The organism is Actinoplanes sp. NPDC000266 (assembly GCF_042899005.1).
Classification (GTDB): Bacteria; Actinomycetota; Actinomycetes; order Mycobacteriales; family Micromonosporaceae; genus Actinoplanes.
On record NZ_JBIAZI010000009.1, the window covers coordinates 234,228 to 249,562 of the forward strand.

The window sequence follows — 15,335 nt, forward strand, 5'->3', positions numbered from 1 at the left end:
CAGATGCGACTCCCTACCTGGCTCTCACAACACATCGCGGCGCTGCGCGCGCTGCTCGTCATGACCGTTCTGCTCGGTTTGGCGTACCCCCTGGCCTTTGTCGCCATCGGACACGTGCCCGGTCTCGACGGCAAGGCCGAGGGCTCGCTGGTCAAGGTCGGCGACACCACGGTCGGCAGCAGCCTGATCGGCCAGTCGTTCACCGACGCCGACGGCAACCCCGTCCCGAAGTACTTCCAGAGCCGACCTTCGGCGGCCGGTGACGGCTACGACCCGACCGCCACCGCGGCCAGCAACCTCGGCCCGGAGAGCGTGGTCGACACAGCTGACGCGAAGAGTCTCCTCACCCAGGTCTGTGAACGAAGCCTGGCCATCGGCAAGCTGGAGAACGTGGACGGCGGCCGGCCGTACTGCACCAGCGACGGCGTCGGCGCTGTGCTCGCGGTCTTCTACCGCGACGGCCTGACCGGCCCGGTCACCCGGGTCGTGTCGGTCAACCAGACCGGCACCCCGTTCGTCGCGACCTACCAGGGCGTCACCGTCGAGCCGGCCCGGAACGACACCGACTACGTGGCCGAGGGCGGCGTCATCACGCCGATCCGCGGCGACGCCCCGGCCCACCCGGCCGTCCCGCCGGACGCCGTCACGGCCAGCGGCAGCGGCCTCGACCCGGACATCAGCGTCGAGTACGCGAACCTCCAGGCGCCGCGGATCGCCCGCGAGCGCGGTTTGGAGCTGAGCCGGGTTCACCAGCTCATCGAGGAGCACACTGACGGTCGCGCTCTCGGTTTCATGGGCGAGCCCGCCGTCAACGTCCTGGAGCTGAACGTGGCTCTGGACGAAGGCAAGTAGGCGAAGGGAGGCGCGGCGTCATGGCACGTGGAGAACTGCGGATCTATCTCGGCGCCGCGCCCGGCGTCGGCAAGACGTACGCCATGCTCGAAGAAGCCCACCGCCGGGCCGAGCGCGGCACCGACGTCGTGGTCGCGCTCGTCGAGACGCACGGCCGCAAGCACACCGCGGCGATGATCGGCGACCTCGAGGTGATCCCGCGCGAGCGGATCACCTATCGGGACGCCGAGTTCACCGAGATGGACCTCGACGCGATCCTGGCCCGCAGGCCTGAGCTCGCCGTCGTCGACGAGTACGCGCACACCAACGTGCCCGGCTCGGCCCACGCCAAGCGGTGGCAGGACGTGCGGGCCCTGCTCGACGCCGGCATCAGCGTGCTGACCACGGTCAACGTGCAGCATCTGGAATCGCTCAACGACGTGGTCGCCCAGATCACCGGCGTCGAGCAGCGCGAGACCGTGCCGGACGCGGTGGTGCGCGCGGCCGAGCAGGTCGAGCTGGTCGACATGACGCCCGAGGCGCTGCGCCGGCGGATGGCGCACGGCAACATCTATCAGCCCGAGAAGGTCGACGCGGCCCTCGGCAACTACTTCCGCACCGGCAACCTGACCGCGCTGCGCGAGCTGGCGCTGCTCTGGCTGGCCGACAAGGTCGACGACCAGCTCGGCAAATATCGCGCCGAGCACGGCATCGACAAGACCTGGGAGACCCGCGAGCGGGTGGTGGTCGCCCTGACCGGCGGCCCCGAGGGCGACACCCTGATCCGGCGGGCCGCCCGCATCGCCGCCCGCAACAAGGGCACCGACCTGCTCGCCGTGCACGTCACCCGCAACGACGGCCTGGTCGGGGCCGATCCGGCCCGGCTGGCCCGGCAGCGCCTGCTCGTGGAGACCCTGGGCGGCACGTATCACCAGGTCGCCGGCTCGGACGTACCGCAGGCGCTGCTCGAGTTCGCCGGCGCGGTCAACGCCACCCAGATCGTGCTGGGCGCCAGCAGCCGCGGGCGGTTCGCCCAGATCCTCTCGGCCGGCGTGGGCGCCACCACGATCGCCCAGTCGGGCTCGATCGACGTGCACCTCGTGCCACACGAGCGGGCCGCGCAGGGCCGCCGGCGGGTGCGGGTACCGGTCGCGCTGTCACCGGCCCGGCAGATCGCCGGCTTCGTCGCCGTGGTGGCCGGCCTGCCCGCGCTGACCCTGCTGCTCTCGGTCGGCCCGTCGCTGACGCTGACCAACGACATCCTGCTCTTCCTGGCCGCCGTCATCGGCGTCTCGCTGATCGGCGGTCTCTGGCCCGCGCTGCTGGCCGCGGTGGCCGGATCGCTGATCCTGAACTGGTTCTTCACCCCGCCGCTGAAGAAATTCACCATCGCCGAGCGGGACAACCTGCTCGCGCTCGGCATCTTCGTGGTGGTGGCGCTCGCGGTGAGCTGGGTGGTCGACACCGCGGCCCGCAAGACGCGGCAGGCCGCGGCCGCCTCGGCCGACGCGCAGATCCTGTCCACTGTGGCGGGCAGCGTGGTCCGGGGCGAGCGGCCGCTGATGGCGCTGCTCGAACGGGTGCGTGAGACGTTCGGCTTCGACTCGGTGACCCTGCTCAGCGACGGCGAGGCGGCGGCCGAGGTGGGCACGCCGGCGTGCACCCGCTCGGCCGAGGCCGACGTCGAGGTGCGGGCCGACGAGCACGTCACCATGCTGCTCAAGGGCCATCCGCTGGAGGCGTCCGACCGGCGCCTGGTCGAGGCGTTCGCCGCGCAGGCCGCGGTGGCGCTGCGCCAGGAGCGGCTCAGCGCCGAGGCGGCCGCGGCGAAACCGCTGGCCGAGGCCGACCGCATGCGCACCGCGCTGCTGGCCGCGGTCAGCCACGACCTGCGCACGCCGCTGGCCTCGGCCAAGGCGTCGGTGGCGGGCCTGCTCAGCGACGAGGTGCACTTCGACGAGGAGGACCGGCACGAGCTGCTGGTCACCGCGGACGAGTCGCTCGACCGGCTCGACCGGCTCGTGGCCAACCTTCTCGACATGAGCCGCCTCCAGGCCGGCGCGCTCGGCGTCAGCACCGTCGACGTCGGCGCCGAGGAGGTCATCCCGCGCGCGCTCGACGACCTCGGCCCGGACGGCCGCACGGTCACCCTGCACATCCCGGACGACGTGCCGCCCGTGCGGGCCGACCCCGGCCTGCTCGAACGCGTGCTGGTCAACGTGGTCGCCAACGCGCTGCGCTACAGCCCGCCCGAGCAGCCACCGGTAATCACCGTGAGCCGCTACGGCGACATCCTCGAAGTGCGCGTCATCGACCACGGCCCGGGCATCCCGCGGGACCGCTGGGACGACGTCTTCCTGCCCTTCCAGCGCCTCGGCGACCGCGACAACCACACCGGCGTCGGTCTCGGCCTGGCCCTGTCCCGCGGCCTGACCGAGGCGATGGGCGGCGACCTCACCCCCGAAGAGACCCCTGGAGGTGGCCTCACCATGGTCCTTTCCCTGCCGGTGAGCTCATGACCCGCGTGCTCGTGGTGGACGACGAGCCGCAGATCGTGCGGGCCCTGCGGATCAACCTCAAGGCCCGGCGGTACGAGGTGGACACCGCCCCCGACGGCGCCTCGGCCCTGCACGCCGCCGCCCATCACCGCCCCGACCTGGTCGTCCTCGACCTCGGCCTGCCCGACATGGAGGGCGTGGAGGTGATCCGTGGCCTGCGCGGCTGGACCGGCGTGCCGATCATCGTGCTCTCCGGCCGGGCCGGCAGCGCCGACAAGGTGGCCGCCCTCGACGCCGGGGCCGACGACTACATCACCAAGCCGTTCGGCGTCGACGAACTGCTGGCCCGGATGCGCGCGGTGACGAGGCGGGTCCAGCCCGGCGACGAGGCAGGCCCGGTCGTCACCATCGGCGGCCACACGGTCGACTTCTCCACCCGCAGCGTCTCCGGCGGCGACCACGACGTACGCCTGACCCCGCGCGAATGGGAGCTGCTGGAACACCTGGCCCGTCACCCCGGCAAGCTGATCAGCCAATATCACCTGCTCCAGCAGGTGTGGGGCCCGCAGTACGGCACCGAGACCAACTATCTGCGCCAGTACATGGCCCGGCTGCGCCGCAAGCTGGAGACCGACCCGGCCCGCCCGCGGCACCTGCTCACCGAGCCCGCCATGGGATATCGCTTCGTGCCGTGAACGGCCCGTCAACAAAGACCGGGCGCCTGTACGTAACGTGTCAACGCCCCTGTCGACGGGCTTCCCGCCGGCGTTGCATGGAACCGTGAACGGAACAACCGCCCTGGTCACCGGGGCATCGCACGGTATCGGTCACGAGCTGAGCCGCCGTCTGGCCGGACGCGGCTTCCACGTTCTGGTGCACGGGCCCACCCCGCGCTCGGCCGAGAAGGCCGTCCGCCGGCTCGTGGCCGCGGGCACGAAGGCGGAGCGGCTCACCCCGGTCTCGGCCGACTTCCGCCACCCCGAGGAGGTGGCCGACCTCGGCCACCGCGTCGAGCGGCTCGACCTGCTGGTCAACAACGCGGGCACGCTGGGCATCGAGGACCCGGTAACCCTCTACCAGGTCAACTACTCGGCTCATCAGGCGCTCACCTGTGCGCTCATCCCGGCGCTGACCGTCAGTGGCGGGCGGGTCGTCACGGTCGCCTCCGCACGGCACCGGATGGCCCGGCTCGACCTTGAAGTCGTGGGCCTGCGGCCGGCGCAGGCCTACGCCAACGCGCAGGCCGCCCGCATTCTGCTCACCGAGGTGCTGAGCAGCGAGGTCGAGGCGGTCGCGGTGCATCCGGGAGTGGTCGACACCGGCCGGTTCGCCGGGGTCTACGGCATGGGCGGCTTGTCGGTGCGTGACGGCGCCGAGCAGATCCTCTGGGCCACCGAGCCGGGCGCCGTCTTCGAGAACGGCGCCTATTACGAGGGCCGGATGCTCGCCACCGCCGCTCTCCTTGGTATTGGGCGGCCGGTTACCTGCGCCGGGTACACCGGGTGCATGACGGAGCTCCGCTGTGCCATCGAGAGAGACACCGACAAGGCCGGCAACACCACGTACCTGCACCTGAGCGGCTCTTTCGACAAGGCGGCCCACCGTGAGCTGCGGCGCCGGCTGTGGGACGCCTTCGCCCGCAAGCGCCGCGGCCGCGTCGTGGTCGACCTGGCCCGGGTCGACGAGATCGGCAGCGAGTGCATCGAGGTGCTGCTGATGGGGTACACCAGGGCGCTGCGCGGCGGGCACGGTTTCGAGGTCACCAACGCCCAGGGTGGCGTACGCCAGATGCTCGAGGCCACCGGCCTCTGCGAGCGACTCGACGACGACGTGCTCTACGCCCCGGCCTGGCCCGACATCTTCGAGTTCACGCCGCTGGGCGCTCCCGACCGGCTGGGCTGACCCCCACCTCGCGCAGGCGGTGATGGGCCACGCCGGCCGCGCTGAGCCGGTCGGCGATCGACGGGCTGGTGTGGTCGAGGAACACGGCGACCTGATGGTCGTCGCCGAGGAAGCAGGTGGCGACCAGGGTTCCCAGGTTGATCGGATCGATCTCGGGCACATCGTGCAGATCGAGCACGAGTCGCAGGGGCCGTAGGTGGCGCACGGCGTGGACCAGGGTGCGGCGCAGCTCGACCGCGTCCTCGGCGTCGAGAACGCCGTGCGGCTGAATGACGAGCGTGCCGTCGGGGTTGGTTTCGACGTCGACCGAAGTGGCGGTCATCGTGGACCCTTCGTTACCCGTTGTTCTCCGGAGGGAAAGGTTACTGCCGAGTGTGGACCGGCGATAGTCGAGATTTCGGGTGAACCAGCTCGGCCGGTCCGGGCCGATTCAGGTGATAGCCCTGCAGAAGGTCCACACCGGCCTCGGCCAGCGCGGCCGCGGTCGGCTCGTCCTCCACCCCTTCGGCCACGACGGTCAGGCTCAGCGACCGGGCGATGGCGATCACCGACTCGATGATCACCGCGTGCGGCTTCGAGTCGTGCATGCGCATCACGAACGACCGGTCGATCTTCAGCTCGTCGATGGGCAGCTCGGGCAGCAGCCCGAGAGACGTGTACCCGGTGCCGAAATCGTCGATCGCCACCCTGATGCCGGCCGCCCGGATCTCGGCCAGCCGCGCCGCCGCCTGATCGGGCCGGGTCAGCACCGCGGTCTCGGTGATCTCCACGGTGAGCAGTGACGCCGGCAGCCCCTCCAGGCGCAGCAGGGCCAGGATCGTCGGCACTGCCCGGTCCTGGGCCAGATAGGCGGCCGACAGATTCACCGAGACCGGCAGCCCGCGGCCCTCGCGGTGCCAGACGGCGGCCTGATGGATCGCCTCGGCCAGCACCCAGTCGGTCAGCTCGAGGATGACGTCCGAGCGTTCGGCGTCGGGCAGGAAGACACCCGGCGGCAGCATGCCGCGCTGCGGGTGCTGCCAGCGGACCAGCGCCTCGGCGCCACGGACCGTGCGGTCCCGGGCATCGTGCAGCGGCTGGTACTGCAGCAGCAGATGCCCGGCCCGGATGCCGGCCCGCAGCTCGGTGAGCTGGCGCAGGTCGGCCCGCTGGCCGAGACCGAGGTCCTCGGTCCACCGGACGACGCCCGTGCGGTCCTTCTTGGCCGAGTGCATGGCGGCCACGGCGCGGCGGCCCACCACGGAGATGTCGCGATGGTCGGCGTCGGCCACACCGACGCTCGCCTCGAGGCTGACCGGCACGCCGCCGACCGTGTGCGGGCCACGGATGGCGTCGGTGAGCCGGCGCCCGAGCCGGGCCGGGTCGGGGCACGGCACCGGCTGGGCCAGCAGCACCACGAACTGGTCGCCCTCGAACCGGGCGACCAGGTCCTGCGGTCGGCAGGCGTCACGCAGCGCGTCGGCCACCCGTTGCAGCAGGTCGTCGGCCCCGTCCCGGCCGAGCATGTCGTTGACCTCCTGGAACCGGTCGAGTCCCAGGTGCACGACGGCGGCCAGCGTGCCCGCGGCCAGCCGCTGCCGTCCTTCGGCCAGCGCGGTGGCCCGGTTGGGCAGGCCGGTGAGGTGGTCGGCCCGCGACATCCGGGCGTACCGGCCGGCCATCGCGGTGAGCAGCCCGATCACCGGCGCCACGCCGTAACGGTCGTCGGGCCAGCGAACCACGATCGGCTCGTCGCGCTCACCCTCGGGCCGGGCCAGGGCGGCCTCGGCGGCCAGGTCGACGTCGGTGCCGGCGGGCAGCACAAGCGGGTCGTGCAGCGTCCGCGAGCTGCGGCTGAGCAGCCGCGGCCCGGTGGGGGAGTCCATCAGCACGCCGGGCCGGTCCGGGTCGTCGCGCAGCAGTGCCACGATCTCGGCCAGCGGCGTGCCCGCGGGCACCGGCTCCATCGGAACCGCCGTCTCACCGAGCTTGCGCGGCAGGCGAACGCCGCTCACCGCTCAGCCAGCGGAAGGTCAGCCCCGGCCTGCGGGAGGTCAGCCCCGGCCTGCGGGAGGTCAGCCCCGGCCTGCGGGAGGTCAGCCCCGGCCAGCGGAAGGTCAGCCCCGGCCAGCGGGAGGTCAGCCCCGGCCGACGGGAGGTCGGCGCCGGTCAGCCGGAAGTCGGCTCCGGCCAGCGGGAAGCACGTTCCGTCGATCAGCAGGCGGCCCTCGGCCACGCGCGGGCGCAACCGGACCCAGAGCCCACGATCGGGCAGTTCGGCGTCGGCCGTGAAGCCGCCCAGCGCGCCCGCCCAGGCGGCCTCCATCCCGGCGTACGACAAAGGGTCCTCCCCGGTCGACTCGACGACCAAGAGCCGGCCGTCCTGGCCGGTCGTCACGGTGAAGCGGTGCACGGCCAGGCGCCGGGTCAGCTCGTCGAGCTCCATCTCGGTGCGGCGCTCCCCGGTGCGGTCGACCACCATGCCGTCGCAGACCGTGGTGCCGTCGGCCATCCGGTGCGGCCGGGCGTTGCCGTGCAGCCAGCGGCGCTCGCCGTCGTGCCTGATTACGGTGCCCTGCCAGCGCCACGGCTGAAGGGTCAGCACGGTCTCGGTGACGCTGCGGACGAACGACTCCCGGTCCTCCTCGGCGACGATCTCGGTGATCAGCGACGGGTCGGTCATCACCGCGCGCGGGTCCAGGCCGTAGATCTCGCGGCACCCCTCGGAGACGAAGGTGAACGACTGGCCGCCGTCGGGCGCGGTCTGGAACTGGAACAGCATGCCGGGTGCGTTGTTGACGGTCGCGCGGAAGCGGCGCTCGCTCTCACCGAGCGCGGCCTCGCTGCGGCGGCGGCCGGTGTCGTCGATGGCGATGGCGCAGACGCCGTAGACCGAGCCGTCGGGGTCGGTCAGCGGGAAACGGGTCACCACGTACTGGCGTACCTCGTCGCCGAACGGCACCTCCTCGAGGCCGGTGACCGCTTCGCCGGTCGCCGCGACCTGCTGGTTGCTCCGGCGGCCGGTGAGCGCCACGGCGTCGGGCAGCACGTCGGTGTCGAGCCGGCCGACCAGGTCGCCCGCGGAGACGCCGAAGACACGCTCGTACTCGCCGTTGACGAACAGGAAGCGGCCGTCCAGGTCCTTGGCCGAGATCATGGCCGAGGTGTGCTCGAGGATCGAGCTGACCAGTGTCGTGGTGCGCTGCAACTGCTGCTGGGCGCGGTGCCACTCGGTCCGGTCGGACAGAAAGGCGCAGTAGCCGTCGTCGACCGCGTTGATCACCATGGAGACGAGCAGCTCGGAGCCGTCCCGGTGGCAGGCCGGCACCTGCACCTGCGTGCCCGGCCAGGAGTCGTCGCCCGCGACGAGGCGCCGGGCGAAGCCGGCGGCGTGCGCGGCCCGCAGCGGCGCCGGCACGATGGTGTCGGCCAGCGACCGCCCCCGCACCTCGTCCCGGGACCACCCGAAGAGGCGTTCCGCGGCCGGGTTCCACTCGCGGATCACACCGGCCCGATCGATCTCGACGAAGGCCAGCGAGGTCGCCCACAGGGCGCCGGAGGCAGCGATCGAGGAGTCCGCAGCAAGCATGATGAGCTGATCGGCCGCCGGACGGCCGGTCTGAGGATTGTTTTCAGCCGGCGCGGCCGGCCCGGACCATCCCGGACTCGTAGGCGAAGACGACGGCCTGGACACGATCGCGCAGCCCCAGCTTCATCAGCACCCGGGCCACGTGGGTCTTCACGGTCGCCTCGCCCACCGCGAGCGCCGCCGCGATCTCGGCGTTCGAGTGGCCCCGGGCTACCAGGCGCAGCACCTCGGCCTCGCGGGGAGTGAGCCCGTCGAGCGCGGCCGGCGGCCGCGGCCCCGGCTGCGCCGCGAAGGCCGAGATGACCCGGGTGGTGACCGCCGGGTCGAGCAGGGCCTCACCGGCCGCGACGACCCGGATCGCGGTGATCAGGTGCTCCGGCGAGGAGACCTTGAGCAGGAAGCCGCTCGCGCCGGCCCGCAACGCCCGGTAGAGATTCTCGTCGGTGTCAAACGTCGTCAGCATGATCACCCGAGGCGGCTGCGGCGCCGCGAGCAAGGTGCTGGTGGCGGCCAGACCGTCCTGCCGGGGCATGGCAATGTCCATGAGTACGACATCAGGCCGCACCCGCCGCGCCACAGCAACCGCGTCGGCACCGTCACCGGCCTCGCCCACCACGGTCATGTCCGGCTCGGTCTCGATGACCATGCGCAGCCCGGCCCGGACCATCCGCTGATCGTCAGCGATCACCACAGAAATGCTCACCGGAGTACCACCACCGGCAACGGAAGCCGGCAGGTGACAGCGAAGCCACCCCCGTCCCGCGGCCCGGCGGTCAGCTCGCCTCCGAAGAGAGCGGCCCGCTCCCGCATGCCGATCAGCCCATGCCCCGCTCCAGCCGCCGCGATCCGCCCGCCCCCGTCTCCAGCGGTCGCGATCCGCCCGATCTGCCCGCCCCCGTCTCCAGCGGTCGCGATCCGCCCGATCTGCCCGCCCCCGTCTTCGGCGGCCGCGATCCGCCCGATTTGCCCGCTTCCGTTTCTGGTGGCCGCAGCCCGCCCGATCTGCTCGGGCACGGTGCCGGCGGATGCGGGTCCGCCCCCGTCGACGATTGAGAGGTGCAGCGCGTCCGGGTGGAAGGACACGGTCACCGTGACCGGGCACGGGCCGGCGTGGCGCAGCACGTTGGTCAGCGCCTCCTGCACTATCCGAAAAGCCGACATGTCGATCGCCGGCGGAACCGGCCCCGGCTCGCCCTCCCGCCTCACTGTCACCGTCAGCCCCGCCTCGCGCACCTGTGCGATCAGGTCGTCGAGCCGCTCCAGCCCGGCCGGTGGTTCCGCGCTCTCCGCCCCCTCGCCGCGCAGCAGCCCCAGCGTCCGGCGCAGCTCGCCGACCGCGTCCCGGCCGGACGACTCGATCGTGTGCAGCAGCTCCCGGTCCACCGGCAGCCCGGCGTCGAGGCGGCGCCGTACCACGCCGGCCTGGATCACCATGACGGTCACGCTGTGGGCCACCATGTCGTGCAGCTCGCGGGCGATGCGGACCCGCTCCTCCATGACCGCCTCACGGGCCAGCTGTTCGCGGACGGCCGCGCGGGCCGAGGCGGCGTCGGCCGTGCGGCGTGCCTGCACGGCGAGAACGACCCCCAGGGCGTACGGCGCCAAGGGAAAGAAGATCGCGGCCATCGGGTCGCCCGGATCGGAGATGAGGTAGACCACGAACGTCGTCGCCATGAGCCCGGCGCCGATCAGGCCGCGCCGGTCGCGGCCCGTCGGCGGCACGCAGCGGCCCACCGTGTACGCGGCGATCATCTCGGCGACCAGCTGCCAGAGCCGGAAGTTGACCGTGGCCTCGCCCGCGATCGTCGCCGGCTCGTAGAAGGCCGGCAGCGGCCCGATCACATGCGGCAGCATCGTCAGCAGCGGAAACAGCCGCCGTACGAGGATCAGCACGGCGAACAGCGCCAGCAACCACGGCCACCACCATCCGGGCATCCGGATGAAGTACTCCTCGGCCAGGGCGAAAGCCACGAAACCGCCGGCCACGACGGCGTCCATCGGCCGCAGCCGGCGCAGGATCATGCGTCGACGCTACGGCCGCGGACGTCGTCACCGAACCCGCCGCGAGGATGACAAGCCGTCCGCCGCGCGGCGGACCCGAGCTCCCTCCGCGTACGGGTTACCGCGCGGCCCGCCGTTCGTAGCGTCCCCTCCCAGACCGACAGAGGGGGAGAAAGCGATGTGGCGTAAGGCGACGGCGGCGTGCCTGGTGCTGGCACCGGTCGCGCTCGCGGTGGCGACCGGTGTGGATCCGGCGCTCGGCGAGGATCAGGGGTACGGCATCTACCGCCAACATCCGGACGCGACGTTGTGGCACGCGGTGCTGCTGCACTGGTCGTGGGTGCTCCTGGCGGTGGGGTTCATCGGGCTGCTTCTGCAGATCGGCAGCCGGAGCCAGAGCCGGGACGGGGGCCGAGACGGTGTCCGGGACGGGGGTCGGGGCGGGAGCCGGGGCCGGGCCTCAGTGCTGGCGGCGGTCGGCTGGGTGGCGACGCTGCTCGGCCTGGTCACGTTCTCGGGGCTGATGGCCTTCGACATCGGACTGCTGGCGCTGGAGCAGCAGCCCGGGTTGACCGACGCGCAGCTGGCTTCGTACGACGAGCGGATCGGCTCGTACGCCTGGGCCCAGTGGGGCTGGCAGGTGCCGGGCATCCTGGGCTGGGCCGTGGCCCTGATCGTGGTGCCGCTGGCGGCGGCCCGGGCCCGGGTGATCAGCTGGTGGGCGGCCGGGCTGGCCCTGGCCGGCACAGCGCTCTACCTGCTCTTCGCGATCTCCCCGGTCCCACTCTGCCTGACCGGCCCGGTAGTGCTCATCGTCGCGTACACCCTGGCCGCCCGGCAGTTGCTCGCACCATCTGAGACAGCGTCACCGGGCGGTCCGGCACTTGCACTATCTGAAACGGCGTTCCCGGCTGGGTCGACACTTGCGCCATCTGAAACGTGTCCGGCAGGCGAGCAGGCGATTGCGCCATCTGAAACGGCGTTTTCGGGTCGGGCCGGGCTTGTGTGTCTGATCGCGGCGCCGCTGTCGTTTGTGGTCGGCATGGCTACCGTGCCGCCTGGGTCTGGTGACTCGTCGACCTATGCCGACCATCCCGGTCTGGCCCAGGCCAGCGCGTTCTTCCTGCATCTGGCGTGGGTGCTCTTCGTGCCGGCGGTCATCGCCGTGTCCGAGCGGGGCGGCCGCTTCACCCGGGCGGCCGGCTTCGTGACCGTGCTTGCCCTCATCAACTTCAGTGCGCTGATGCTCGGCGACTACACCGATCTGGCCGCCCGGCAGGCCCTCGGTGACCCGGTAGCCGACCGGGCCATGGCACTGACCGACGGATATACCCTTTTCACCCTCGGGTGGGCCCTTCCAGGGATGGCGCTGTCGCTGCTCGGGCTGATCACGGTGGCGATCGGCGCCGCCCACGACGGGCTGGTCCGCTGGTGGGTTCCGGTGCTGGTCGTAGCCGGATTTGCCGGTTTCTTCGTGCTTCCGTTCGGGCCGCTGGCGGTTCTCGGCCCGGCGGTCCTGGTGGTGGGCTTCGGTCTGCTGGGTGCGGCGTTGTGGCGTACGCGGATGGTGAACGCCTACCGTGTGTCCTCACTGGACAGCACAGGATAAATTCGGCCGGTGGACGCGGGTCAGCTGTGGCTCTATCGCGAAAAGGTCGATCTGGCCGGGGTGACCGACGTGTCGATCGGCCCGGACACGCCGCCCGCCGCGTTGCGCCATCTGGCCGGGGCGGTCCCGCTGCGACTGACCCGGCTGACCGTCGGTGACGACCGCGCGCCCCAGGACCGCGAATGGCGCTATCTGCCCAACCTGGTCCGGCATCTCGACGAGATCATCGGTGGCTCTCCGGAGCTGCGTGAGCTGACCATCGCGAAATGCCCGATCGAGCGGATCCCGGAATCGGTGGCCGGCCTCGAGCAGCTCCAATCGCTCGCCGTCACCTGGACCCGCATCGGCCGCGTGCCCGAGTGGGTGTTCGAGCTGCCGTCGCTGACCGGGCTCAGCCTGGTTCACAACCACCTGACCGAGCTGCCGCCCGGCGTCGCCGCGGCGGCCCGGCTGACCGACCTCGACCTCGGATTCAACCGTTTCACCGAGGTGCCCGCGGGCATCTGGGCGCTCTCCGGTCTCCAGCGGCTCACCATGCAGGGCTGCCCGCTGGAGAAGATCCCGCCCGACATCCTGCGCCTGCCCGCGCTGACCGAGCTCGTGCTCGGCCGCCGCGGGCGGGCCGGCATCACCGTTCCCCCGCCCGAGGTGGTCGCCCGTGGCCTCACCGCGATCAAGAGCTACTGGGCGCAGGAGCAGGCCTCCGGCCTCGACTTCCTGGCCGAGGCGAAGCTGCTGATCGTGGGCGAGCCGGGCGCCGGCAAGACGACGCTGGCCAAGAAGATCCTCGACGCCGGCTACGCGCTCGACCCGAACGAGGGCTCGACCCAGGGCATCGGTGTGTTCTCCTGGCGGTTCCCCTCCGGCGTGCGGGCCGGCGACGGCCTGGTGGAGCGGGACTTCCGGGTCAACGTCTGGGACTTCGGCGGCCAGGAGATCTACCACGCCACCCATCAGTTCTTCCTGACCAAGCGCTCGGTGTACGTGCTGCTCTGCGACGAGCGCAAGGAGGACACCGACTTCCACTACTGGCTCGACGTGATCAACCTGCTCAGCGCGGGCAGCCCGCTGATCATCGTGCAGAACCGCAAGCAGGGGCGCGGCCGCCCGCTCGACCTCGGCACCCTGCGCCAGGAATATCCGAACCTGGTCGGCACCCTGGCCGTCGACCTGGCGAGCAACGACGGTCTGGCGGAGCTGCTCACCCGCGTACAACGGGAACTTGAATTGCTGCCGCACGTCGGCAGCGCCTTGCCCAAGACCTGGCAGAACGTGCGCCTGGCGCTGGAGGCGGACGAGCGCAGCCACATCTCGGCCGAGAAGTTCTTCCAGATCTGCGCGGCCAACGGCTTCACCCGTGAGGAGGACATGCGGCAGCTCGGCGGCTATCTGCACGACCTCGGCGTCTGCCTGTTCTTCCAGGACGACCCGCTGCTCGGCAAGACCGTCATCCTCAAGCCGGAGTGGGGCACCACGGCGGTCTACCGGGTGCTCGACGACCCGCTGATCATCGAGAGCCGTGGCGTCTTCGACCCGGACGACCTGCGCCGCATCTGGCACGAGCCCGCCTATCAGTCGATGCGGGGCGAGCTGCTGCGCCTGATGGGGCGGTTCTCGCTGTGCTTCACCGTGCCCGGCACGACCACCTATGTCGCGCCGCAACTGCTCTCCGGTCTGCGCCCGGCGTATCGCTGGGACGAGCCGGGCGACCTGACGCTGCGCTACGACTACGAGGTCATGCCCAAGGGCATCGTCCGGCGCCTGATCGTCGAGCTGCACGATTTGATCGAGGACAACGCGGTGTGGCGTACGGGCGTGGTGTTGCGCTACGACGCCGGCCGGGCCGAGGTGATCGAGGACTATCACCGGCGGCGGCTGCGTATCCGGCTGGCCGGGCGCGACCCGCGGGTGATGCTGGCGGTCATCGACCGGGCGCTGGCCACGATCCACCGGTCCTTTCCGGACATCCGGTTCGAGCGGTTCCGGCAGTGCGACTGCGCGGTCTGCGCCGCGGCGGACGAGCCGACCATGTTCCCGGTGCGCGAATTGGAAGATTTCGCCACCACCGGCGATCTGATCCAGTGCCGGGCCAGCCGCCGCATGATGGACCCGGCCGTGCTGCTGAGCGAGCTGTGGAAACGCGCGGACGCGGAGACGGCCCAGCCGGCCGGACCGGCCGAGGTGTACGTGTCGTACGAGCGCTCGGCGCCGGCCGACGAACTGGTCGAGGCCATCGCCGAGCTGGGCCTTCTCGTCCGCCACGACCGTGACGAGCTGCGCTATCGCGACGCCGTCCAGCGGTTCCTGCGCTGGCTCGGCCCCGGCCGGATCGTCGTGGTGGTGCTGGACGAGGCGTACCTCAAAAGCCGCACCTGCATGTTCGAGCTCACCGAGATCGCCGAAAGGCCGGACTTCGCCAAGTACGTCTTCGTGCTCGCCGGCGCCGAGCTCGTCGAGCCGCTCGGGCGTGTGCGCTACGCGCGCCACTGGGAAGACAGGCGGGCCGAGCTGCTGCGAGAGGCCGAAGGAGCCGGTCTGATCGAGGCGGTCCGCGACGACGTGCTCCTGTACGAGAGGTTCCGCGACACGATCGTGCGGATCGACGACCTCCTCGCGGGGATGAACACGCCGTCGCGCGACGAGCTTCTCCGTACGCTCAGCGATCTCTAGCGAAGCCGGTGCCGCCGCACGCGTCGCACATGGACGCCGGGGTGTGCTCGTCCCGGAAGCCCTGTCCGTCGAAGTCGAGCGTCCGCTGGGTGCCGCCGCCGACCCAGCCGGTGCCGTGACAGCGCACGCAGCGCCGGCGGGTGACCGGCGCCGTTCCGGCGCGTCTGAGCAGCATCCGCGCGACGACGGCGGCAATGATCATGAGCAGGAGGAGAAGTAGTAGCCACTTCATGGGTACATCCTCTTCTCTGGTTGA

The 15,335-nt window shown here is 71.5% G+C and carries 12 protein-coding genes; 6 read left to right on the forward strand and 6 right to left on the reverse strand.

The window, feature by feature from the left end; all coding sequences use genetic code 11:
- Nucleotides 1-3: 3 nt before the first annotated feature.
- The 4 genes from ACFY36_RS34160 (at nucleotide 4) to ACFY36_RS34175 (ending at nucleotide 5,231) form a co-directional block, all read left to right on the forward strand.
- Entirely contained in the window at nucleotides 4-852 is an 849-nt protein-coding gene (locus tag ACFY36_RS34160) for a potassium-transporting ATPase subunit C (protein ID WP_499750041.1), read from the forward strand.
- A 20-nt stretch (nucleotides 853-872) separates the two neighbouring features.
- A complete protein-coding gene (locus ACFY36_RS34165; RefSeq protein WP_499750042.1) occupies nucleotides 873-3,350 on the forward strand; it encodes a DUF4118 domain-containing protein in 2,478 nt (825 codons plus the stop codon).
- Nucleotides 3,347-4,024 carry a response regulator gene (locus ACFY36_RS34170; protein WP_499750043.1) on the forward strand — a complete coding sequence of 226 codons (678 nt, stop codon included), beginning with the start codon at nucleotides 3,347-3,349 and terminating at the stop codon, nucleotides 4,022-4,024. The genes ACFY36_RS34165 and ACFY36_RS34170 overlap by 4 nt, the downstream gene beginning before the upstream one ends.
- Nucleotides 4,025-4,109: 85 nt before the next feature.
- Complete coding sequence (locus tag ACFY36_RS34175) at nucleotides 4,110-5,231, forward strand: SDR family NAD(P)-dependent oxidoreductase (protein ID WP_499750044.1); 1,122 nt, start codon at nucleotides 4,110-4,112, stop codon at nucleotides 5,229-5,231.
- Here the strand turns inward: ACFY36_RS34175 and ACFY36_RS34180 are convergent.
- The 5 genes from ACFY36_RS34180 to ACFY36_RS34200 are packed head-to-tail and all read right to left on the reverse strand — an operon-like array spanning nucleotide 5,197 to nucleotide 10,821.
- Complete coding sequence (locus ACFY36_RS34180; protein WP_499750045.1) at nucleotides 5,197-5,553, reverse strand: STAS domain-containing protein; 357 nt, start codon at nucleotides 5,551-5,553, stop codon at nucleotides 5,197-5,199. The two genes, ACFY36_RS34175 and ACFY36_RS34180, sit on opposite strands and share 35 nt — an antisense overlap.
- Before the next feature lie 40 nt (nucleotides 5,554-5,593).
- Nucleotides 5,594-7,225 carry a putative bifunctional diguanylate cyclase/phosphodiesterase gene (locus tag ACFY36_RS34185; protein ID WP_499750046.1) on the reverse strand — a complete coding sequence of 544 codons (1,632 nt, stop codon included), beginning with the start codon at nucleotides 7,223-7,225 and terminating at the stop codon, nucleotides 5,594-5,596.
- A complete protein-coding gene (locus ACFY36_RS34190; RefSeq protein ID WP_499750047.1) occupies nucleotides 7,222-8,799 on the reverse strand; it encodes a PAS domain-containing protein in 1,578 nt (525 codons plus the stop codon). Before ACFY36_RS34190 ends, ACFY36_RS34185 begins: the two co-directional genes overlap by 4 nt.
- Nucleotides 8,800-8,842: 43 nt before the next feature.
- The gene (locus ACFY36_RS34195; protein WP_499750229.1) at nucleotides 8,843-9,535 is read right to left on the reverse strand and encodes a response regulator; all 693 of its coding nucleotides are present in this window, start codon (nucleotides 9,533-9,535) and stop codon (nucleotides 8,843-8,845) included.
- Nucleotides 9,499-10,821 (reverse strand): sensor histidine kinase, encoded by a 1,323-nt coding sequence (locus tag ACFY36_RS34200; protein WP_499750048.1) that lies wholly within the window; start codon nucleotides 10,819-10,821, stop codon nucleotides 9,499-9,501. Before ACFY36_RS34200 ends, ACFY36_RS34195 begins: the two co-directional genes overlap by 37 nt.
- 157 nt (nucleotides 10,822-10,978) lie before the next feature.
- On the opposite strand from ACFY36_RS34200, the gene ACFY36_RS34205 reads away from it, so the two are divergent.
- Nucleotides 10,979-12,409 carry a hypothetical protein gene (locus ACFY36_RS34205; protein ID WP_499750049.1) on the forward strand — a complete coding sequence of 477 codons (1,431 nt, stop codon included), beginning with the start codon at nucleotides 10,979-10,981 and terminating at the stop codon, nucleotides 12,407-12,409.
- Between the two features lie 9 nt (nucleotides 12,410-12,418).
- Nucleotides 12,419-15,079, forward strand: a complete 2,661-nt coding sequence (locus ACFY36_RS34210; protein WP_499750050.1) for a COR domain-containing protein — start codon at nucleotides 12,419-12,421, stop codon at nucleotides 15,077-15,079.
- Here ACFY36_RS34210 and ACFY36_RS34215 read toward each other — a convergent pair.
- On the reverse strand, nucleotides 15,066-15,311 hold the full coding sequence (locus tag ACFY36_RS34215; protein ID WP_499750051.1) for a hypothetical protein: 246 nt from the start codon (nucleotides 15,309-15,311) through the stop codon (nucleotides 15,066-15,068). The genes ACFY36_RS34210 and ACFY36_RS34215 overlap by 14 nt on opposite strands.
- Between the last annotated feature and the right edge of the window lie 24 nt (nucleotides 15,312-15,335).

What these genes read in the sequence shown, in the direction of transcription:
- ACFY36_RS34160 (WP_499750041.1), top strand. Translation starts at nt 4, where the DNA reads ATGCGACTCCCTACCTGGCTCTCACAACACATCGCGGCGCTGCGCGCG.
- ACFY36_RS34165 (WP_499750042.1), top strand. Translation starts at nt 873, where the DNA reads ATGGCACGTGGAGAACTGCGGATCTATCTCGGCGCCGCGCCCGGCGTC.
- ACFY36_RS34170 (WP_499750043.1), top strand. Translation starts at nt 3,347, where the DNA reads ATGACCCGCGTGCTCGTGGTGGACGACGAGCCGCAGATCGTGCGGGCC.
- ACFY36_RS34180 (WP_499750045.1), bottom strand. Translation starts at nt 5,553, where the DNA reads ATGACCGCCACTTCGGTCGACGTCGAAACCAACCCCGACGGCACGCTC.
- ACFY36_RS34190 (WP_499750047.1), bottom strand. Translation starts at nt 8,799, where the DNA reads ATGCTTGCTGCGGACTCCTCGATCGCTGCCTCCGGCGCCCTGTGGGCG.
- ACFY36_RS34200 (WP_499750048.1), bottom strand. Translation starts at nt 10,821, where the DNA reads ATGATCCTGCGCCGGCTGCGGCCGATGGACGCCGTCGTGGCCGGCGGT.
- ACFY36_RS34205 (WP_499750049.1), top strand. Translation starts at nt 10,979, where the DNA reads ATGTGGCGTAAGGCGACGGCGGCGTGCCTGGTGCTGGCACCGGTCGCG.
- ACFY36_RS34215 (WP_499750051.1), bottom strand. Translation starts at nt 15,311, where the DNA reads ATGAAGTGGCTACTACTTCTCCTCCTGCTCATGATCATTGCCGCCGTC.